Raw genomic sequence first — 18,670 nt, 5'->3', positions numbered from 1 at the left:
GGCGGTGGCGGGGGTGCGTGCGGTTCGCTAACCGGGAAGGGAACGGTCAACGGTGTCCAGGGGCATCCTCGTCGTCGGCGAGGCGTTGGTCGACGTCGTCCGCGCGCCGGACGGATCGGTGCGGGAACATCCGGGCGGCAGCCCGGCGAACGTGGCCCTCGGCCTAGCCCGCCTCGGCCGCCGGGTGCACCTGCTCACCCGCACCGGCGACGACCCGTACGGCGCACTGCTGCGCGAGCATCTGCGCTCCGCCGGGGTGGCCCTGGTCGGTGCGGCGATCGACGACGCGCCGACCGCCACAGCCACCGCCGTGCTCGACGCGGCGGGCGCCGCGCGGTACGAGTTCGAACTCGTCTGGCGGCTGCCGTCGCCGGGCGTTCCGGGCGGCGTCTCCGCCGGCACGGTCGCCGTGCACACCGGCTCCATCGCGGCCTATCTGGAACCGGGCGCCGGGGCCGTCGAGGCCATCCTGCGGGAACTGCGCGGGCGCAGCACCATCAGCTACGACCCGAACGTGCGGCCCGCTCTGGTCGCCGATCCGCCCGCCACCCGGGCCCGGATCGACGGCCTGGTCGCGGCCAGCGACGTGGTGAAGGTGAGCGACGAGGATCTGGCGTGGCTGGTCCCGGGCCGGGCGCCCGAGCGGGTCGCCGCGGAGTGGCTCGCGCGCGGGCCGAGCCTCGTCGTGGTGACCAGGGGTGGCGCCGGCGCCTTCGCGGTGAGCAGGTCCGGCGCGGTGACCGTCCCCGGGTGGGCGGTCACGGTCGTCGACACCGTCGGGGCCGGCGACGCGTTCACCTCCGGTCTGCTCGACGCCCTGGCAGCGGCCGACCTGCTCGGCCGCGACCGGGAGGCGGCCCTGCGCGGCATCGACCCGGAGACCCTGCGACGGGTGATCGAGCACGCCGTGCGGGTGTCCGCCTTCGTGTGTGCCCGGGCCGGCGCGCAGCCCCCGAACCGGGCGGAACTCGCCGCCTTCGACCCGCGCTAATCCAGGTCCGCGGCGCGCGCCTCGAACAGCGCCGGCACGCGAGGGTTGTGCGCGCGGTAAGGGGCGAGCTATCTTGTCGGATACATTGACTAATACCTATGTGTGCGTGCGGTTGCCCACCTGCCCGCCACCATCGACCCGTTCAAGGCTGCTGTCGTACGAGCCAGTGGAGTAAACCGTGAAGAAGTCTCGGATGGGGTTGGTGGCCGCGGCCGTGCTGGCCACCGTGGCGGGCGGCGTTCTGGTCGCCCCGCCCGCGCAGGCCGCGACGCCCGACATAACCGTCAATACCGGCACGTCGTACCAGACGATCGACGGGTTCGGGGGCGCGACCCCGATCTTCAACGGCTCCGGCAGCCCGTGGACGGACGCGGAAACCCAGACCCTGGTCGGTATGGGTCAGGGGCAGCTCGGTCTGTCGATCATTCGGACCGTGGTGTCGCCGGTGTCGAGCGAGTGGAGCCTGTACGCGAGCAGCCTGCGGACGGCGAAGTCGTACGGCTCCAATGTCAAGATCCTTGCCTCGCCCTGGACGGCCCCCGCGAACTTCAAGACGAACAACAGCAGGACCAACGGCGGCAAACTCAAGACCGACTACTACGACGACTATGCCGCGCACCTGGACGGCTACGTTCAGTACATGAAGAGCCAGGGCGTCACGATCGACGTGACCTCGGTCCAGAACGAGCCGGACTGGCACCCGGACTACGATTCGATGGACTGGACCGGCACCGAGATGCGTAACTGGGTCCGCGACCAGGGCGCCAAGGTCAGGGACACCAGGCTCCTGGTTGGCGAATCCCTGAGATTCGACCGCGCGTACTCCGACCCGACCCTGCAGGACGCCACCGCGCGCAACAACATCGGCTATGTCGGCGGCCACCTGTACGACGCGGAGAACAGTGGAAACCTGTCCGCCTACCCGCTCGCCGCCCAGTACGGCAAGAACCAGTGGATGACCGAGTGGAACCTGCACGCGGCCGACGGCAACGGCTCGAACATCTGGGGGAATCCCAGCAACGCGGCGGCCTGGAACGAAACCCTGGACGACATCATGCGGACCGTACACAGGTCGATGGAGGCCAACTGGAGCGCGTACATCTGGTGGTACGCCCGCCGCTTCTACTCCTTCATCGGTGACGGCGACGCCCAGTACGGGACCACGAAGGGCGCGGTCCTGCGGCGCGGCCAGGCGTTCGCGCAGTACGCCAAGTACGTCCGGCCCGGCGACAAGCGCGTCGCGCTCTCGAAGAGCTCGAGAACCGCCGGTCTGGAGGTCACCGCCTACCAGGGTAGAGGCAAGATCACGCTGGTGATCCTCAACCGTTCGACGAGCGCGATCAACAATGCCGTCATCCAGACGCCGCAGAGCATCTCGAACGCCGAGTACACCGTCACCGCGCAAAGCCTCGGCGCCGCGGCACAGCCGGTGACTCTCGGCGGCGGACAGGCGACCGTCACCATCCCGGCGCGGAGCATCTCCACCATCACCGTCAGCGAGGGCGCCGCCCCGACCACTCCGCCGGTGACTCCACCCGTCACCACCCCGCCGGTCACGCCGCCCGCGACGACCCCGCCCGTGACGACCCCGCCGGCGACCACCCCGCCCGTGACCACCCCGCCCCCCGGCACCGGTGCCTGCCGGGTCACCAACACGGTCAACGCCTGGAACAACGGCCTGACCAACGACATCACCATCACCAACACCGGCTCGTCCGCGATCAGCGGCGGGTGGTCGCTGCGGTTCACCCTCGGGTCCGGGCAGACCATCACCTCCGGTTGGAACGCGACGTACTCGCCCTCCAGCGGTCAGGTCACCGCGACCAGCATGAGTTACAACGGCTCGATCCCGGCGGGCGGTTCGACGACCATCGGCTACCAGGCCACCCACAGCGGCAACAACGCCGCGCCGACCGGGTACACCCTCAACGGCGCCACCTGTACCTGAGCACCCCGTTCGGGCCGGGCCCGGCGAATGCCGCACCCGGCCTTGCCCGCGATGCGGGAGAACCAGGCCAGCCCGGCCCACCTCGACCGGCCGAAGTACCGGCCCAGCAGCGGGCGGGCCGCGCGGGGGTCCGCCATCGTGCCGACGAGAGTCATCATTCGTCCCCTTCTTCCGAGGTCTCTACCTGGACCTCGAACGGCGCGGACCGGATCCGACAGCACCCACCAAGATCTTTCTGGTGCTCCGCCGGTTGCTCGCGGGCGGCGGGTTCCCCGCGGCGGCACGCCACCCCTGTCGGGTTGTGCTGGCCGGTTACCCGCCTCCGGCGGCGCGCGGGCGCGGATGCTGGGCGTGATGAGCACGTGGACGCCCAACGAACTGGCCGCCATCGGCGCCGCCGAGGAACTCCAGATCGCCCCGGTGCGCCAGGACGGCAACCTGCGCCGGCCCACCACGATCTGGGTCGTCCCCTGCCGTGACAGCCTGTACGTACGCGCCGCCAACGGCCCCGGCTCCGCCTGGTACCGCTCCACCCGCGCCCGCCACGAGGGCCACATCCGCGCCAACGGCATCGACAAGGCCGTCACGCTCACCGACGTGATCGCGGACGACCCGGTGAACGAGGATGTCGACGCGGCGTACCGCAACAAGTACGGGGTCTCCGAGTACGTCGACATGATTCTCGCGCCCCCGGCCCGCGCCGCCACCCTGAGGCTCACGCCCCGCTGACGGGCCGGCGCCCACCGGGCTACCCGGCCCGGTCTGATGCCGTGGCGCGGCCCCGGTTACGGGCGTTCGGTGCGGGTGGGGTTGCCGCGGACGAGTTGGTCGTGGATCTGCCAGCGGGCGGTGGTGGCGGCGCGGCCGGCGGCCTCGTCGCCGTCCTCGACGCGCTGCCGGAGCAGGTCCACGGCGATCCGGCGGTTGAGGCTGAGGTGCCGCTCGGTGTCGACCACGACCACGATGCCGGTGGGGCGGTGGGTCGCCCGCACCGCGGTGCTGGCCTTGTTCCGGTGTTGCCCGCCCGGGCCGCCGGTGCGGCAGGGCACCAGGTCGATGTCCGACTCCTCGAACGCCGTCCAGGCAGTGTCCACCTGGCACGGTCGGGCGATGATGTACCAGTTCTTCCGGCCCGTGCCGGCACGGTAGGGGCTGGGGGCCTGCCAGCACAGGGTGCCGGTCCACGAGGCTGTGAACGCCTCCTCGCCGGCTCCCGAGATGTGCACCAGCACGGACCGGTAGGTGCCTTGCCGGTCGCCGGGGACGGTCCGGGACCGCTGGGTCGCCAGGTTCCGGCGGGCGGCCTCGGCTTCCAGGCGGCGCAGCAGGTGGGCCAGCGCCCAGGCGCACTCCTGCGGGCCGCGCCCGGCGGACATGAGCAGGTGGACGGTCACGGGCGGCCCCGCTTGCGGCGGTGGTCGCGGCGGTCCCGCCGGGGCGCGGAGCCGAGGTCGGCGGTTTTGTAGGTGACCAGCGGGACCGTGCTGGCCACCGGCGTCGCCAGGCCGTGGGCGACCAGGTCGGCGATCACCTGCTCGATGCGCTTGTAGGCGGCCGGCGCCTCCTCGAACAGCAGTTGCCGGTCGCCGCAGACCACCAGCGACCCGACCGGCGTGCGGCGCAGTTCCTCCACCGTGTGCTTGACCCGCCCCCGGCGCAGCGCGTCGGCGCGTGACATCTTGCGGCCCGCGCCGTGCGCGACCGAATGGTTGGCCTCCGGCCCGGCGTGGGTCGCCACCAGGTACGAGTGGGTGCCGCGGGTACCGGCGACGAGCACGTCGCCGCCGTCCCCCGGCGCGGCGCCCTTGCGGTGCAGGTACGCGCCGTCGCGAACCTCCACCAGGTTGTGGCACTGGTCGACGACCGGTTCGGTGGGCTCGGCGCCGAGGGCGTGGGCGACCCGGGCGGCCATCAGCCGCCGGTTGAGCGATCCCCAGCGGACCGCCGCGTCGTGGGCGGCCAGGTAGGCGGCGGGATCGGGGGCGGGGCCCGCGCCGTGCACCTCCGTGTGCGCCCGGAGGATCCGCTCGCCCAGCCCTCGTGAGCCACTGTGGACGATCAGCACCAGGTCGCCGCCGGCCAGCCCGAGGCGGCTCGCGTGCCCCGGCTCGAACACGGTGTCGATCCGCGCCAGCTCGACGAAGTGATTGCCCCGGCCGACCGTCCCCAGGCCGTCCGGGTGACCGGCCGGAATGTCGCCCGCCACGACGGACCAGGCCGGGTCGTCGGCGTCCCGTTCCGGGTCCAGCGGGCGGTCCAGGTCGGGGAAGCGGGCGGCCAGCCTCGCGGGTACGGGGCGCTTGAGATCGATGGGGAACACCGCGATGCCGCAGCCGATGTCGGAGCCGACCAGGAAGGGGTACAACACGCTCGACGCCATGGCGGCGCCGATGGGTGCGCCCTTGCCGGGGTGCAGGTCCGGCATGGCGGCGACGTGGATCATGCCGTCGAGGGCGGCCATCCGGTCGCATTGTGCGAGCGCGTCCGACTCGATCCAACTCGTGGGCGAGGCGAATACGGTGACCGTCGCGGCTGATGCCACAGTGGACTCCGGAGGGGACTCCTGTCGGGAGGATGGTAGAGACAAGGACGCTCTCTTCAACAGAGGGGAACGGGCGGACGGCGCGGATCGGCGCATGGGCCTCGTAGCAACGGGAGACTGCTGTCCGTCAGAACGTCATGGAGACACGATCCCGAAGCCGGCCGCGTCCAACAACCGATATAGGGCGCCGGGGCCAGCACCTGCGCCTAAGCGGGCGGCGCGCCGGCGCAGGCCCGGGAACCGCGACGGCGCGCGCTGCCTCGGCGTAGCAGCACGCGCCATCGACGGTGAATGCTAGCGGGCGCCTACGCGCTGGCCCCGGCGGGCGGGATGGTGTGGCCGGGGCGGAACAGGCACTCCGGGTCGTAGGCCACTTTCACCAGGCGCAGGCGGGTGCCGGATTGCCGGGTTCAGCGCACCCCGCCGCGCGTCGTACCCCTCGTCGCCCGGCCGGTACACCGGTCCGGCGAAGCGGTGCGCCTGCTGCACCAGCATGTCGTTCCCCCTGGCTCGTGATCGTCGCCGGGTCAGACTCGCGGGGGGAGCCGGACTCATCGGTCGCGCTCCGATGAGTTCGCGGCGGCCGTCCGGTCCTACCAGGAGGGCCACAACTGGACGGGAGTCGCCGTGGGCGGAGGAGCAGGGCAGCGGGCTCTCGGCCCACCCGTTCTGGTCATCGGCGCCGCCCTCGGGCGCGCCGACATCCCCGCGCTGTGCGCCCGCCTCGCCGACCTGCTCGCGCCGTTCCCGGCGGTGGGTGCCGTGGTCGTGTGCGACGTGAGCGCGGTGGTCGAACCGAGCGTGGTCACGCTGGACGCCCTCGCCCGGCTGCGGCTGACCGCGCGGCGGCTCGGCGCGGACATCCGCGTGTACCCGGCGCACGCGCGCCTGGGTCAGCTGCTCGCCCTCACCGGCCTCGGCGCGGTCCTCCCGCTAGCCCGGCAACGGCAGGCCGAACAGCGGGAACAGCCGCTCGACGTCGAGGAAGTTGGTGATCCCGCGGATCCGCCCGGCTGATACGTCCAGGACGATGAGCGCCCACGGCCCGGTCGTGCGGTACTGGCCGAACGCCGGCATCCCGTTCGCCACCGTCGGCACCAGGCGCGAGCCCCGGCACCCGCTGCCGGTGCCCAGCATCCAGTCGCGGAGGTCGGCGTGCCCGCGCAGCCACAGCGGCAGCGGCGGCATGTTGAGCGTCACGTCCTCGTGCAGCAGCGCGGTGAGCGCGGCCATGTCGTAGCCCTCGAACGCCCGGACGTAACGCTCCAGCAGGTCGGACTGCTCCCGGTCCAGCGGGCGGAGGGCCTCCCCGCCGAGGTCGGCGCCGGCCAGCGCGGTGCGGGCCCGCTGGAGCGCGCTGGTGACGGAGGCCACCGAGGTGTCGAGCAGTTCGGCGACCTCGGCGGCCGACCAGGCGAGCACCTCGCGCAGGATCAGCACCGCGCGCTGCCGGGGCGGCAGGTGCTGCAGGGCCGCCACGAACGCCAGGCGGATCGACTCCCGGGCGACGGCGACGTCGGCGGGGTCGCCCGCGATGATCCGGGCCTCGGGGACCGGGCCGACCCACACCTCCTCCGGCAGCGGCTCGCCCGGTGCCGACCGCGCGGTACCCGCCGGGCCCAGCTCCATCGGCCGGGCGCGCCGCTGCGCGCTGCCCAGCATGGTGAGGCAGACGTTCGTCGCGATCCGGTACAGCCAGGACCGCAGCGCCGCCCGGCCCTCGAACCGGTCGAGGCCGCGCCAGGCCCGGATCATCGTGTCCTGTACGGCGTCCTCGGCCTCGAACGCGGAGCCGAGCATGCGGTAGCAGTAGCCGGTCAGCTCGCCCCGGAACGCCTCCAGGCGCAGCTCAGCCGGCTCGTCGATGGTGGCAGCGTCGCTCACCGGCCCAACGTACCCGACCCGGCGCGATCGCTCCCGGCGAGCGGTTCCGGGGCTCGCGGCGGTATTTCCGCCCGCACCGATGAGTTCCGGACCGACGCCGGGTCTGACGGTACGACAGCCATGGACGACGAAGGTGGGAAACACCATGACCAGCACGGAATGGACGAGCGGGACGCCGGGCGCCGGCCGGTACGCCGAGGTCAATGGCCTCAACCTGTACTACGAGACGCACGGGACCGGGCGGCCGCTGATCCTGCTGCACGGCGGGCTCGGCTCGGGTGAGATGTTCGGCCCGCTCCTGCCGCTGCTGGCCGAGCGGCGCCGGGTCATCGTCCCGGACCTACAGGGGCACGGCCGGACCGCCGACATCGACCGGCCGCTCGACGCGTGGTCCATGGCCGACGACATCGCCGCGCTCGTCGACCACCTCGGCCTGGACCGGCCGGACGTCGTCGGCTACTCCCTCGGCGGCGGGGTGGGGCTGCGGGTGGCGTCCCGGTACCCGAACAGGGTGGGCAAGCTGGTCGCGGCCTCGGCGTACATCCGTGCGGACGCGGTGTACCCGGAGATCCGCGGGCAGCAGGGCCAGGTGGGCGCCGCCGCCGCCGAGTTCATGAAGGAAACCCCGATGTACGAGCTGTACCAGCGGGTCGCGCCGCGCCCGGAGGACTTCCCCCGGCTGCTGGACAAGATCGGGGCGGCGATGGCGGAGGACTTCGACCTGACCGAGCAGGTGCGCGGCCTCCAGGTGCCCACGATGATCGTCGCCGGCGACGCGGACATGGCCCCGCCCAGCCACTTCGCCGAGGTCTTCGCGCTGCTCGACGGCGGCCTGCGGGACGGCGGCTGGATGGGCGAGGGTCGGCCGAAGGGCGGGCACGCGCTAGCCATCCTGCCCGGCCTCACCCACTACAACGTCTTCGCCTCGCCGCTGTTCGCCACGGCCGCGCTGGCCTTCCTGGACGAGCAGCAGGGCTGAACCCCCGCCGGCCGGGGCGCCCCGCGCGGGTCATCTGTTCGGGTGACGGATGAGCCCTCCCGCGCGGGGCATCGGCCCCGGTGCGGTGGTTCTTCGGCATTCTCGGCGCGGTCGTGGTGACCGGCACGCTCGCCAGCATCCTGCGCAACCTCGTGGTGCCGCGCGGGTTGCGGTCGGCGCTGGTGCGGGTGCTGTGGCTGTCGGCGCGCTGGCTGCTGCGCCGGGTGTCGGTCCCGGTGCGCGGCTACCAACGGCGGGACGCGATCCTCGCCTGGCTCGGCCCGATCGTGCTGCTCGGCATGCTGTGGTCCTGGCTGCTCGCGCTGCTCATCGGGTACAGCCTGCTGATGCAGGCGGTGTCCGGGCTGCCGCTGCTGGTCGCGTACCGCGAGGCCGGCTCCAGCCTGTTCACGCTGGGTTACGCGTCCGGCGTCCGGAGCCAGCTCACCACGCTGGACTTCTTCGCCGCGGCGAGCGGGCCGGGCGTCACCGCGCTGCTGATCGCCTACCTGCCGGCGCTGTACAACGCCTACAACCAGCGGGAGGTGGAGGTGGCCCTGCTCCAGTCCCGGGTCTCCGAGCCCGCCTGGGGCCCCGAGCTGCTGGCCCGGCAGGCGCTCGTCGGCACCCTGGACGAACTGCGCGGGCTCTACGAGCGGTGGGAGCGGCTGGCCGCCGAGATCGGTGAGACCCACACCACCTACCCGATCCTGCTGTCGTTCCGCTCGTCCTACCCGAACCGCGACTGGCTGATCGCCCTACTGGCCATGATGGACGCCGCCGCGATGCACATCTCCCTCGCGCCGAGCGCGGCGCCGGTCGCCGCCGCGCGGCTGATGCTGCGCGCCGGGTACTCCGCGCTGCGCCAGATCGCGGCGGTCATCCGCGTCCCGTTCAACCCCGACCCGCGCCCCGACGACCCGATCCGGCTCACCTTCGAGGAGTACGCGGAGGCGGTGGACCGGGTGCGGCGGGCCGGCATGCCGCTGGAGCGTTCGGCGGAGGAGTCCTGGCCGCATTTCCGGGGCTGGCGCGTCAACTACGAGGGCATCGCGTACGCCCTGGCCCGGGCCATCGACTCGGTACCGGCGCTGTGGAGCGGCGGTCGCGACTTCCCGGCTACGCCGATCCCGCCCCAGCGTCCGGAGGACCGGAAACCGGGCACGCCGGACTGAGCTGTGGTGTGCGACACTCCCCGGGCCATCGAGGAGGAGATGTCATGCAACTTCAGCAGCTTCAGGCCCAGCAGCAGTTAATCGTCCGGCAGCGGGTGCGGCTGATGGTCAACCAGTACGAGGTGCACACCGTCCGGTCGGACGGGTCGGAGGGCGACCTGCTGGCGTTCGCCCAGCAGAAGCGCCTCGCCTTCAAGGAGCAGGTGACCCTGTACTCGGACGACACCAAGACCACGCCGGTGCTGGGGTTCCGGGCCCGCCAGGTGATCGACCTCGGCGCCACGTACGACGTGACCGACGCGGCCGGTGCCCCGATCGGCCTGTTCCGCAAGGACTTCGCGCGGTCGCTGCTGCGCTCCACCTGGCACCTGGAGCAGCCCGGGCTGGGTGCGGCGACGGGCCAGGAGCGCAGCACGGTCGTGGCGCTGCTGCGCCGCTTCGTGGAGAGCCTGTCCTGGCTGCCCTACCACTTCGACTTCACTATGGACGGCCAGCCGGCGTTCTCGGTCGTGAAGAAGTGGGGCCTGCGCGACCGGTACGTCGTGGAGATCCAGGACCAGCGCCTGGACCGGCGCCTGGTGGTCGCGATGGCGGTCGGACTGGACGCGCTGCAGGGCCGCTGACCCCGTCAGGGAACGCCGGCGGCTGCGGGCACCGCACCCGGGCCGCCGGCCGCTCGACGGGCGCACGAGCGGCGACCGGCAGCGGCGCGGTTCGTTAGCGGTACCGCTGGCCGGCCCCGGGGGTCTCTGCTGGCGGTCAACCGGCCGGACTGCTGGATCAGGCACGGCAACGGTCCGGGCGCCCGTGGCCCAGGCCGGTGGTGGCCGGCGGGGTCCTCACCGCCGGGCGGGTGGCGGCGCGTGACCTGCTGCGCGACCTGCTCGCCGCGGCGTTCCGGCACCCGCCGGAGATCGAGTTCCGCGGCCCCGTTGCCGGCGCGGCGCCGTCCGGCGCGGCGCGGCTGGCCCGGGAAGCGGCCGCCGCGGATCGGTGGACACGAATAGGTGGCTCGGGTCTAGGCTGTGGGCCGGCTGCATGAACCTCCATAGTCCACTCCCCGGAAGGGGCGCCGGATGGGCAGGCACAGCAGTGTGCACCACCGACATCGGTACCGGCCCCGACACCGGCCGGCGCCGGGGGACGCGCACACCCCCCTCGGCCGACCGCCCGGGCTGCCGGTGATCCTGGTCGCGATCGCCGCCGTCCTCATCGCGACCAACCCGGCCGCGTACGCGGCGGGCCGGCGGTCGCAGGCCGAGGCCAACACGCGGCTGGAGCGGAACGTCGCGAGCCTGGAGGCCGACCTCGAGGGCGTGCGCGCGGCGCAGGCCGGCATGCGGCAGGCGAACGAGGTGACCCTGACCCAGGTGCGCCGGGACATGTGCGCCGTCGCCGGCCGTGGCGCCGCGCGCGACACCGTCGTGCGGGACGTCGGTGGCCGCTACGGCTGCACCGTCACCGTGCCGGTCGCGGGACCCACCCGGCCACCGTCCCTTGTGGGTGGGGCTGGGGCGGGCGGTACCACCCAGCCGGCGGGGCGTCAGGCGGCGGGTCCGGGGGCCGGCGGCTCGCCGGCCCGGCAGCCGGAGCCGGAACTGATCGCCCCGCAGCAGCACGCCCCGCAGCCGGCGACCCCGGCGGCTCCGCCACCCGCACCCGAACCCGCACCGGCACCCGCCACCCCGGAAACCACGGCACCCTCGCACAGCGGCCTGCTCTGCCTCCCGCTACTCGGCTGCGTCCTCTGACCGCGGGGCGGCCAGCGATGCCCGGCGGTGCAGCGCGTACCCGGGGCGGTTGGTGATCAGCACGTCCACGCGGTCGTCGCGCAGGTACCGGTCGATCAGGCGGTCCTCGTCGACGGTCCACACCATGGCGCCGACGCCGTGGCGCGCGCACTGGCGCAGCACCGGCCCGGCGATCCGGTAGTTGACCGCCACCCAGTGCGCGCCGCAGGCCCGGGCGCGTCGCAGGGGGAGCAGTTCGCTGATCCGGACGGCCGGCAGCTTCCGGCGGGGGATCTCCCGGTTGTCCCGCCCCAGGGAGAGCGCGGTGCGGACGTTCGGGAACTCGCGGGCGATGGCGGCGATCGACTCGTCCTCCAGCGTGGTGGCCACGAACCCGTCCGCGCCGAGGGCCGCGACGGCCAACCGGACCACCTCGGCCTCGTACCCGATCTCCTTCAGGTCCAGGTGCGCCCGGGCCCGGCCGGCGAGCAGCGCCATGACGTCGGGGACGGTCGGCACGGCGAACCCGACCAGGCCGCAGAACCTCTCGTACGACAGGGTCGCCAGGGGCGGTCCGGTGTGCCCGACGCGCCCGTCGTGGAAGCAGACAAGGGTGCCGTCGGCGAGGCGCCGGATGTCGAACTCGACGTACTCGGCGCCGGTGGCCAGCGCGTTCTCGTACGTCTCCATGCTGGCGGGGGGTCGGTGGCCACGAACGCCCCAGTGCGCGGAGATGGCCGGCCGGGCGCTCACCCGCCCGAGGGTAGCCCGGGAGCGAGGTAAGACACGCCGCCTTTCCGGCCAGATCGGTACCAGGATCTCCCACGGCCGGTAGTGGTGGCCTCGGGAGTGATTAGGTCGCCCGCGGGCGGAAAACCCATTGCGTGTACCACGACAACCGGGCGGGGGACCCACGGTGGGGTGGGCCGCGGGCGGCGATGCGGCCGCGGAGCTGGTGGCCGGACGCCGCCGCGGCGGCGGGCTTCATCGCGCTCACGCTCGCCCTGATCTGGGTGCCATCGCTGCTCCGGCTCGACCTCGCCGTACGGGACTGGGTGGACTCGCACCGCCCGCCCCCGGTGAAGTGGCTGGTCCTGGGCATGGACATCCTCGGCCAGGGCGGACCGATCATGATCCTCACGCTGATCGTGGGCTTCGTGCTGGCCTGGCGGGACCGCAGCGCCCGACCGATCGGGCCGGCGGGGCTGGCCCCGATCCTCACCACCGCCTCGATCGTGCCGCTGAAGATGCTCACCCAGCGGGGCAGCCCGCACGAGGGTCCGGTGACGATGTTCGCCGGCTCGCACTACACCGAGTACCCCTCGGGCCACGTCAACAACGGGCTGGTCTACTACGGCGCGCTCGCCCTGTTGCTGGCGCCGTACCTGAGCGGCTGGGCGCGGGAGGTCCTGCGCTGGGCGCCGGGCGTGCTGGTGGCGTTCGGCACCACGTACATCGCCTACCACTGGCTCACCGACTCGATCGCCGGGTACCTGCTCGGCTTCGTGATGGTCCGGCTGCTCCTGCGGGTCCCGTGGGCGCGCCTGCCGCTGCCGCGGGCGCTGGACCGCCGGCGCGGCCCACCCGATCGCCGCGCCTGAGCGCGCTCACCGCGCCGACCGGGAGGATCCCCGGCAAGCTCCCCGCGCGAGGGGCGGCATGAAGCGGCCCCTTCCGGGTAGTCCACATCGACGCGTACCGGTGGGAAGGAGGAGCGATGAGCGGCAACGAGACGCCCAACACGCCGGGCATCAGCGAGTCCGAACTGCGCGGCCTGAAGCTGGACGAGCTGCGGGACCGGGCCAGGGCCAAGGGGGTCAAGGGCGCGACCTCGATGCGGAAGCAGGAGCTCGTGGAGGCGGTCAGCAAGGCGTACAAACGCGGCGCCCCGAAGGGCCACGGCGGTGGGGAGACGCACCGGCAGGCCCCCGGGGGAGCCGGTGGACCCGGGGACGCCGGACCGGCGGGCGGACACCTGCGTACGGGCGAGTCGTCCTCGAAGTCGATCCGTAACTCGCAGGAGATCGCCGGCGCCGGGGACCGGCCCGAGCGGCCGGGTCGCAGCCTGGCGACGACGAACCACGAGGTCATCCGGCGGTGGGCCGAGTCGCGCGACGGCACCCCGGCGACGGTGGAGGGCAGCGAGCACGACGGCCACGTGGGCGTGCTGCGCTTCGACTTCGGCCGTGGCGGCGCGGGGCGGCTGCGCCACATCAGCTGGGAGGAGTGGTTCGAGGCGTTCGACGTCCGCGAGCTCAACTTCGTGTACCAGGAGCAGCTCAAGGACGGGCGGCCGAGCAACTTCTTCGTGCTGGAGAACCCGCACCGCGAGGACGCCTGACTACCCCCGACCGGGCGAGCCGCCGTCACCCGGCCCGCACGCAGGCTGGTTCCAAGCGAGCAGGAGAGTGGGGACGGATGGACGAGGCAGAGTTCCTTGACCGGGTGGCGGCGCGCGCCGGCATTTCCCGGGGCCAGGCCGAGGCGCTGGCCCGCGCGACGCTGCGGACCCTCGCGGAGCGGGTCAGCGGGGGCGAGGTCCGGGACCTGGCCGGCGAGTTGCCGCCGGGCGTGGGCCGGTGGCTGATGTCCGAGCGGCAGCCCCCGCGCCGCTTCGGCCCGGACGAGTTCGCGCAGCGCGTCGGCCGGCGGGCGGGCATCCCGGCGGACCGGGTCGAGGAGCGGGTCCGCGCCGTCTTCCTCACCCTGGACGAGGCGATCAGCGGCCGGCGGTTCCGGCAGATCGTGGCGAGGTTGCCCAAGGAGTTCTGGCTTCTGGCCCCGCCCGTAGCCGGGTAGCCGCGCGCCCGCCTGGCGCGCCCGCCTGTCGCGCGGGCTTCGCGGGCGTGCGCGTCGGCGCGATCCGGGCGCCGGCGCGGTTGGGGTCCGATGTGGCCCAGCCTGGCCGGTGTCGGCCCGCGCCGGGGTGAGCCGGCTTCAGCAGCAGTTTCAACCTAGCGGTTGACGGATCCGATCGCGGCGGTCTACCCTGACTTTCAACTCGGGAGTTGAAAGGAGGGGGCGATGGCCGCGGACACCCTGTCCCAGGTCTTCTCCGCCCTCGCCGACCCGACCCGCCGCGACATCGTGGCCCGGCTCGCCGAGGGCGACGCCACGGTGAACCAGTTGGCCGTGCCGTACCGGATGTCGCTACAGGCGGTCTACAAGCACCTGCGGGTGCTGGAGGAGGCCGGGCTGGTCAGCCGCCCGCCCGGGCCGCAGCCCCGGTCGGTCCGGCTGGAGACCAAGGTCTTCGACGCGATGGACGAATGGATCGAGCGCTACCGGCGCCGGGCCGAGCGGCGCTACCGCCGGCTGGACGCCGTTCTGGCGGCGATGAACGACACCGACGAGCAGGAGGGAACCGATCGTGACCGAGGCGACGCAGACCAGGATTGAGGCGGACCCGAGGGTCCCGGTGATCCGCCTGACCCGCGACTTCGCGGCGACGCCCGCGCAACTGTTCCGGGCGCACACCGACCCCGATCTGTTCGCCCGGTGGGTCGGCCCGGACGCCACGGGCACCCGGATCGAGCACTGGGACGCCCGCACGGGCGGCAGTTGGCGGTACGTCGCGGCGCACGGCGACGCCGAGTACGGCTTCCACGGCTGCTTCCACGAGGTCCGCCCGGAGCGCATCGTGCAGACCTTCACCTTCGACGGCCAGCCGGAGGGTGTGGCGCTGGAGACGCTGTGGTTCGAGGATCTGGGTGACGGTCGCACCCGGCTGCACGCCCAGTCGCTGGTGGACAGCTTCGAGGACCGTGACGCCTGGTTGGCCAGCGGCATGGAGACCGGCGTCAACGAGGGATACGCCAAGCTGGACAAGATGCTGGCCGATGGGGCCGTCTGAGCGGCCCGTCCAGCGGCATCGGCAGGTCGGTGAGCTGTTCACCGGCCGCGTCCTCGGCACGCGTCATCGGTGGGTGCGGGACAGGCGGGCGAAGGTCGCCTGTACCGGTGGACGGCGGATGACCGTGACGTGGTCGCCCCGGGTGCGGACGGAGGTGCGGCCGTGACGCCGGCGGCGAACCGTGAGATCGAAGGTGGCCCTGCCGACCTGGACGCCCTCCAGGGTGAGCTCGGGCAGCCAGTCGGGCAGGTGCGGGTCCACGACGATGGTGCGCAACGGCGCGGCCGGACGGAACGCGAGCAACGCCTGGACGAGGGCGACGATCGCGCTCGCGGACCACGCCTGCGGGGAGCACGCCTGCGGGTAGACGCCGGGGTGCGGGTGGGCCGGGTCGCGCGGGAGGCCGCTGAGCACCTCGGGTAGCCGGTGCCCCTCGAACAGGGCCGCGGCCGCGAACGTGGCCTCGGCGAGCCGGTGCAACTGGTCCCAGCAGCCGTAGCGGGCCAGGCCGAGGCCGATGGTGCCCGCCTCGACGGGCCAGACGCTGCCGCGGTGGTAGCTGAACGGGTTGTACGCGGGGTGGTCGGCGGAGAGGGTGCGGATGCCCCAGCCGCTGAACATGTCGGGGGCGAACAGCCGCCGCGCGACCGTGCGGGCGACCCGGGCCGGGACGATCCCGGTGCACAGCAGGTGACCGTCGTTGGAGTTGACGGAGCGCACCTGGCGCTTGTCCGGGCCGAGCGCCATGGCGTAGTTGCCGTGCTCCGGGATCCAGTACGCGCGCTGGAAGCGTCGACGCAGTCGCGTGGCGCCGGCGAGGAGCCGGGCCGCCCGCACGGGGTCGCCCGTGGCGGCGAAGACGGCGGCCCCGTGGCGCAGAGCGGCGTACCAGTACGCCTGGAGTTCGCTTGTCGCGATCGGGTTCTCCACCACCCGGCCGTGCTCGTCGACGATGGCGGTGTCGGAGTCCTTCCAGCCCTGGTTCTTCAACCCCGACGCGGAGCGCCGCCGGTACTCGAGAAAGCCGTCACGGTCGAGGTCGGCGTGCTCCTCGATCCACGCCAGCACGCGGCGCGCGGTGGGCAGCAGGTCGCGTACCGTCCGCAGGTCCCCGGTCCAGGCGAAGTACTGGCCCAGGAAGACGAGGAAGTCGGGGGCGGTGGCCCAGTCCCCGTAGTAGTCGTTGAACGGGTCGAGGCCGAGCGCGGAAACGGGGCCGCGCCGGGCCTCGTGCAGCGGCTTGCCCGGCTCCTCGTCCCGCCACGGGTCGAAGCGGCGGCCCACGTGCTCCGCGTTCAGCCGCAGGCTGTCCCGCAGCATCGTGGGGCCTGCGAGCAGCGCCTGCCACGAGGCGGTCAGCGTGTCCCGACCAAAGACCTCCTGGTACGCGGGGAGCCCGGCGATCGGCGCGGCGGGGCCGGGTGGCTCGCCGAGCGGCAGGACGGCCAGATCGTCCACCGCGCGTCGCCAGGCGGCCGCGACGTCGAGGGCGGAACTGCGCAGCCGGGTGAACTCGCGGACCAGATCGGCGCGGGCGCGCGAGGCGGCGTCGCCGGGCTCGGCGAACGTGGCCGGTGGGGCGTGCAGGTGTTGCCCGTCGATGACCGGTTCGACGAGCAGGTCCACCCGGATCTGGCCGCGTGGCGGGACGGTGAGGTCCATGGTGAGCGTGCCGTCGGCGTGCTGGACGGGCACCGGGGCGACCACCCGCAGCACGACGGCGCGGTCGAGTCCGGGGTGCCGGTAGGTGAGGCGCAGTTCCCGGGCACCGGCGTCCCAGGCGGTGTCCACCCCGGCGAACTGCCTGCGCTGCCCCGAATCCGTGGTCTCGCTGGTGTCCGCGAAGTCGGCCGCCAGGCGCACGGTCATCCGGGTGCTCACCGGATCCGGTGCGTAGCTGATGAGTGTCCACTGTGTTCGCAGGCCCTCGCCGACGAAGTGCTGCGTGCGCAGGTACGCCGCCCGGGCGGGGAGCACCTCGCCGTCGCCGATGTCGGCGTACGACAGTTGGGCGTGGCCCCGCACGTTCGCCGTGCTGAACGCCAGCGGCTCCCGCCCGTCGAGGCGGACCTCCTCCACGGCCAGGACCCGGGTGTTGCGGGCGAAGAAGCCCTGCGGTCCGGAGCCAGCCAACCGGCCCCGCACGTCCGTCACGAGCGTGCTCCACCCGCTGGCCACGTAGAGCAGATCCGGACGCACCCGCAGGTTCTGCACCATGCCCACGGTGTTTCCTGCGCGGTCGCCGGTCCTTCGGCCCGGCGCGCTCCGGGCGCTCCTCGCGCTCACGGTGCCTGTCTTTCGTTCGCGACTGCGGTGTTTCCTGCGCGGTCGCCGGTCCTTCGGCCCGGCGCGCTCCGGGCGCTCCTCGCGCTCACGGTGCCTGTCTTTCGTTCGCGACTGCGGTGCTTCCTGCGCGGTCGCCGGTCCTTCGGCCCGGCGCGCTCCGGGCGCTCCTCGCGCTCACAGGCGCCCGGTACCCCGCGGGGGCGGGCGGTAATCCGCTGGCGGTGCGTGCCGGGAGTCGCCATGATCGGCTCGTGGTATCCAGCCCCGCCGATGGTCGCGCCGGCATCGACGCCGCGCTCGTGACGCGGCTCGTCGCCGCGCAGTTCCCGCGGTGGGCCACCTGCCGGTGACCCCGGTCGAGGTCGACGGCTGGGACAACCGCACCTACCCGCCTGGGCGACGGGATGACCGTCCGCCTGCCGACGGCCGCCGGCTACGTCCCCGCCGTACACAAGGAGCACGAGTGGTTGCCCCGGCTCGCCCCGGCGCTGCCGGTCGCGGTGCCGCCGATCCTGGCCAGGGGGGCGCCCGGCGAGGGGTACCCGTACCCGTGGTCGGTGCGCGGCTGGTTGCCGGGCGAGACGGCGGACCGGGCCCGGATCGACGACCTGCCCGGGTTCGCGGTCGAGCTGGCGGGGTTCCTCCGCGCCCTCCGGCGTTGCGACACCACCGGGGCGCCGCCCGCCGGCGAGCACAGCTGCTACCGCGGCGCGGCGCCGGCCCACTACGACGGTGAGACGCGCCGCTGCCTGGCCGCGCTCGCCGGCCGGGTGGACACCGACCGGGCCGCCGCCGTCTGGGCCGCGGCCCTGGCCAGCGAGTGGCGCGGGGTGCCGGTGTGGTTCCACGGCGATGTCGCGTCCGGGAACCTGCTGGTGGTGGACGGCGGGCTGGCGGCGGTCATCGACTTCGGCACCTCGGGCGTCGGCGACCCGGCCTGCGACCTGGTGATCGCGTGGACCCGGTTCGGCGGCGGGAGCCGGCGGGCGTTCCGCGCGGCGGTGGGCGCGGACGAGGGCACCTGGGCGCGGGCGCGCGGATGGGCGCTGTGGAAGGCGTTGCTGGTCCTCGCCGGCACCATCGACACCGACCCGGAGCGGGCCGCCGCCAACGAGCGGGTCGTCCGCGAGGTCCTGGCGGACCACGAGGAGGCCGGGTAGGCGCGTCCCCGACTACCGGTGGGGACAGCGTTGCGAGAGGGGCGCCGGACCGCCCGCCCACGCGGCCATGCGTTTGTGGTGATTCACCCCGGGTAACCGCCGCGCGGAAACAGCGCCGACAG

20 protein-coding genes are annotated in these 18,670 nt (G+C 73.5%); 15 read left to right on the top strand and 5 right to left on the bottom strand.

Translation table 11 applies throughout. The annotated features are described in order from the left end of the window. Positions 1-52 precede the first annotated feature (52 nt). From KJS59_RS10050 to KJS59_RS10040, 3 genes are all read left to right on the top strand, one after another. On the top strand, positions 53-991 hold the full coding sequence (locus KJS59_RS10050) for a carbohydrate kinase family protein (protein ID WP_213452363.1): 939 nt from the start codon (positions 53-55) through the stop codon (positions 989-991). A 178-nt stretch (positions 992-1,169) separates the two neighbouring features. Further along, positions 1,170-2,939, top strand: coding sequence for a cellulose binding domain-containing protein (locus tag KJS59_RS32010; protein ID WP_249714021.1), 1,770 nt, complete (start codon positions 1,170-1,172; stop codon positions 2,937-2,939). 354 nt (positions 2,940-3,293) lie between these two features. Then, positions 3,294-3,668 (top strand): DUF2255 family protein, encoded by a 375-nt coding sequence (locus tag KJS59_RS10040; RefSeq protein WP_213452361.1) that lies wholly within the window; start codon positions 3,294-3,296, stop codon positions 3,666-3,668. A 56-nt stretch (positions 3,669-3,724) separates the two neighbouring features. On the opposite strand, the gene prfH is transcribed toward KJS59_RS10040, so the two are convergent. Together prfH and KJS59_RS10030 are read right to left on the bottom strand one after the other, a co-directional pair. Beyond that, positions 3,725-4,333, bottom strand: coding sequence for a peptide chain release factor H (prfH, locus tag KJS59_RS10035; protein ID WP_213452358.1), 609 nt, complete (start codon positions 4,331-4,333; stop codon positions 3,725-3,727). Then, a complete protein-coding gene (locus tag KJS59_RS10030) occupies positions 4,330-5,526 on the bottom strand; it encodes an RNA ligase RtcB family protein (RefSeq protein ID WP_249714020.1) in 1,197 nt (398 codons plus the stop codon). Before KJS59_RS10030 ends, prfH begins: the two co-directional genes overlap by 4 nt. A 582-nt stretch (positions 5,527-6,108) precedes the next feature. Here KJS59_RS10030 and KJS59_RS10025 point away from each other — a divergent pair. Then, on the top strand, positions 6,109-6,498 hold the full coding sequence (locus KJS59_RS10025; RefSeq protein WP_213452354.1) for an STAS domain-containing protein: 390 nt from the start codon (positions 6,109-6,111) through the stop codon (positions 6,496-6,498). On the opposite strand, the gene KJS59_RS10020 is transcribed toward KJS59_RS10025, so the two are convergent. Then, positions 6,415-7,365, bottom strand: a complete 951-nt coding sequence (locus tag KJS59_RS10020) for a sigma-70 family RNA polymerase sigma factor (RefSeq protein WP_249714019.1) — start codon at positions 7,363-7,365, stop codon at positions 6,415-6,417. The two genes, KJS59_RS10025 and KJS59_RS10020, sit on opposite strands and share 84 nt — an antisense overlap. 145 nt (positions 7,366-7,510) lie before the next feature. Between KJS59_RS10020 and KJS59_RS10015 the strand changes: the two genes are divergently transcribed. The 5 genes from KJS59_RS10015 (at position 7,511) to KJS59_RS09995 (ending at position 11,270) form a co-directional block, all read left to right on the top strand. Continuing rightward, complete coding sequence (locus KJS59_RS10015) at positions 7,511-8,344, top strand: alpha/beta fold hydrolase (RefSeq protein ID WP_213452350.1); 834 nt, start codon at positions 7,511-7,513, stop codon at positions 8,342-8,344. An 80-nt stretch (positions 8,345-8,424) separates the two neighbouring features. Next, complete coding sequence (locus KJS59_RS10010) at positions 8,425-9,519, top strand: hypothetical protein (RefSeq protein WP_213452347.1); 1,095 nt, start codon at positions 8,425-8,427, stop codon at positions 9,517-9,519. A 44-nt stretch (positions 9,520-9,563) separates the two neighbouring features. After that, positions 9,564-10,142, top strand: a complete 579-nt coding sequence (locus tag KJS59_RS10005; protein WP_213452345.1) for an LURP-one-related/scramblase family protein — start codon at positions 9,564-9,566, stop codon at positions 10,140-10,142. A 200-nt stretch (positions 10,143-10,342) separates the two neighbouring features. Next, positions 10,343-10,561, top strand: a complete 219-nt coding sequence (locus KJS59_RS10000; protein WP_213452343.1) for a hypothetical protein — start codon at positions 10,343-10,345, stop codon at positions 10,559-10,561. Between the two features lie 34 nt (positions 10,562-10,595). After that, on the top strand, positions 10,596-11,270 hold the full coding sequence (locus KJS59_RS09995; protein WP_213452341.1) for a hypothetical protein: 675 nt from the start codon (positions 10,596-10,598) through the stop codon (positions 11,268-11,270). Here KJS59_RS09995 and KJS59_RS09990 read toward each other — a convergent pair. Then, entirely contained in the window at positions 11,250-12,002 is a 753-nt protein-coding gene (locus KJS59_RS09990; RefSeq protein WP_213452339.1) for a glycerophosphodiester phosphodiesterase family protein, read from the bottom strand. The two genes, KJS59_RS09995 and KJS59_RS09990, sit on opposite strands and share 21 nt — an antisense overlap. 185 nt (positions 12,003-12,187) lie before the next feature. Here KJS59_RS09990 and KJS59_RS09985 point away from each other — a divergent pair, with 185 nt between their 5' ends. The 5 genes from KJS59_RS09985 to KJS59_RS09965 all read left to right on the top strand — a co-directional run bounded on the left by KJS59_RS09985 (position 12,188) and on the right by KJS59_RS09965 (position 15,102). Further along, positions 12,188-12,850 (top strand): phosphatase PAP2 family protein, encoded by a 663-nt coding sequence (locus KJS59_RS09985; RefSeq protein ID WP_213452337.1) that lies wholly within the window; start codon positions 12,188-12,190, stop codon positions 12,848-12,850. A 116-nt stretch (positions 12,851-12,966) separates the two neighbouring features. Then, positions 12,967-13,590, top strand: coding sequence for a Rho termination factor N-terminal domain-containing protein (locus KJS59_RS09980; RefSeq protein WP_213452335.1), 624 nt, complete (start codon positions 12,967-12,969; stop codon positions 13,588-13,590). A gap of 77 nt (positions 13,591-13,667) precedes the next feature. Then, complete coding sequence (locus KJS59_RS09975) at positions 13,668-14,048, top strand: DUF2267 domain-containing protein (protein WP_213452333.1); 381 nt, start codon at positions 13,668-13,670, stop codon at positions 14,046-14,048. 225 nt (positions 14,049-14,273) lie between these two features. Then, positions 14,274-14,648 carry an ArsR/SmtB family transcription factor gene (locus tag KJS59_RS09970; protein ID WP_213452331.1) on the top strand — a complete coding sequence of 125 codons (375 nt, stop codon included), beginning with the start codon at positions 14,274-14,276 and terminating at the stop codon, positions 14,646-14,648. Next, a complete protein-coding gene (locus tag KJS59_RS09965) occupies positions 14,620-15,102 on the top strand; it encodes an SRPBCC family protein (RefSeq protein WP_213452329.1) in 483 nt (160 codons plus the stop codon). The genes KJS59_RS09970 and KJS59_RS09965 overlap by 29 nt, the downstream gene beginning before the upstream one ends. 63 nt (positions 15,103-15,165) lie before the next feature. Here KJS59_RS09965 and KJS59_RS09960 read toward each other — a convergent pair whose 3' ends face one another. Further along, entirely contained in the window at positions 15,166-17,319 is a 2,154-nt protein-coding gene (locus KJS59_RS09960; RefSeq protein WP_249714030.1) for an amylo-alpha-1,6-glucosidase, read from the bottom strand. A 473-nt stretch (positions 17,320-17,792) separates the two neighbouring features. On the opposite strand from KJS59_RS09960, the gene KJS59_RS09955 reads away from it, so the two are divergent. After that, a complete protein-coding gene (locus tag KJS59_RS09955; RefSeq protein WP_249714018.1) occupies positions 17,793-18,548 on the top strand; it encodes an aminoglycoside phosphotransferase family protein in 756 nt (251 codons plus the stop codon). The last annotated feature ends 122 nt before the right edge of the window (positions 18,549-18,670 follow it).

Source organism: Rhizomonospora bruguierae (assembly GCF_018397995.1).
Lineage (GTDB): Bacteria > Actinomycetota > Actinomycetes > Mycobacteriales > Micromonosporaceae > Rhizomonospora > Rhizomonospora bruguierae.
Note: the sequence above shows the minus strand (reverse complement) of the source record. Positions and strands in the feature narration are given on the sequence as shown.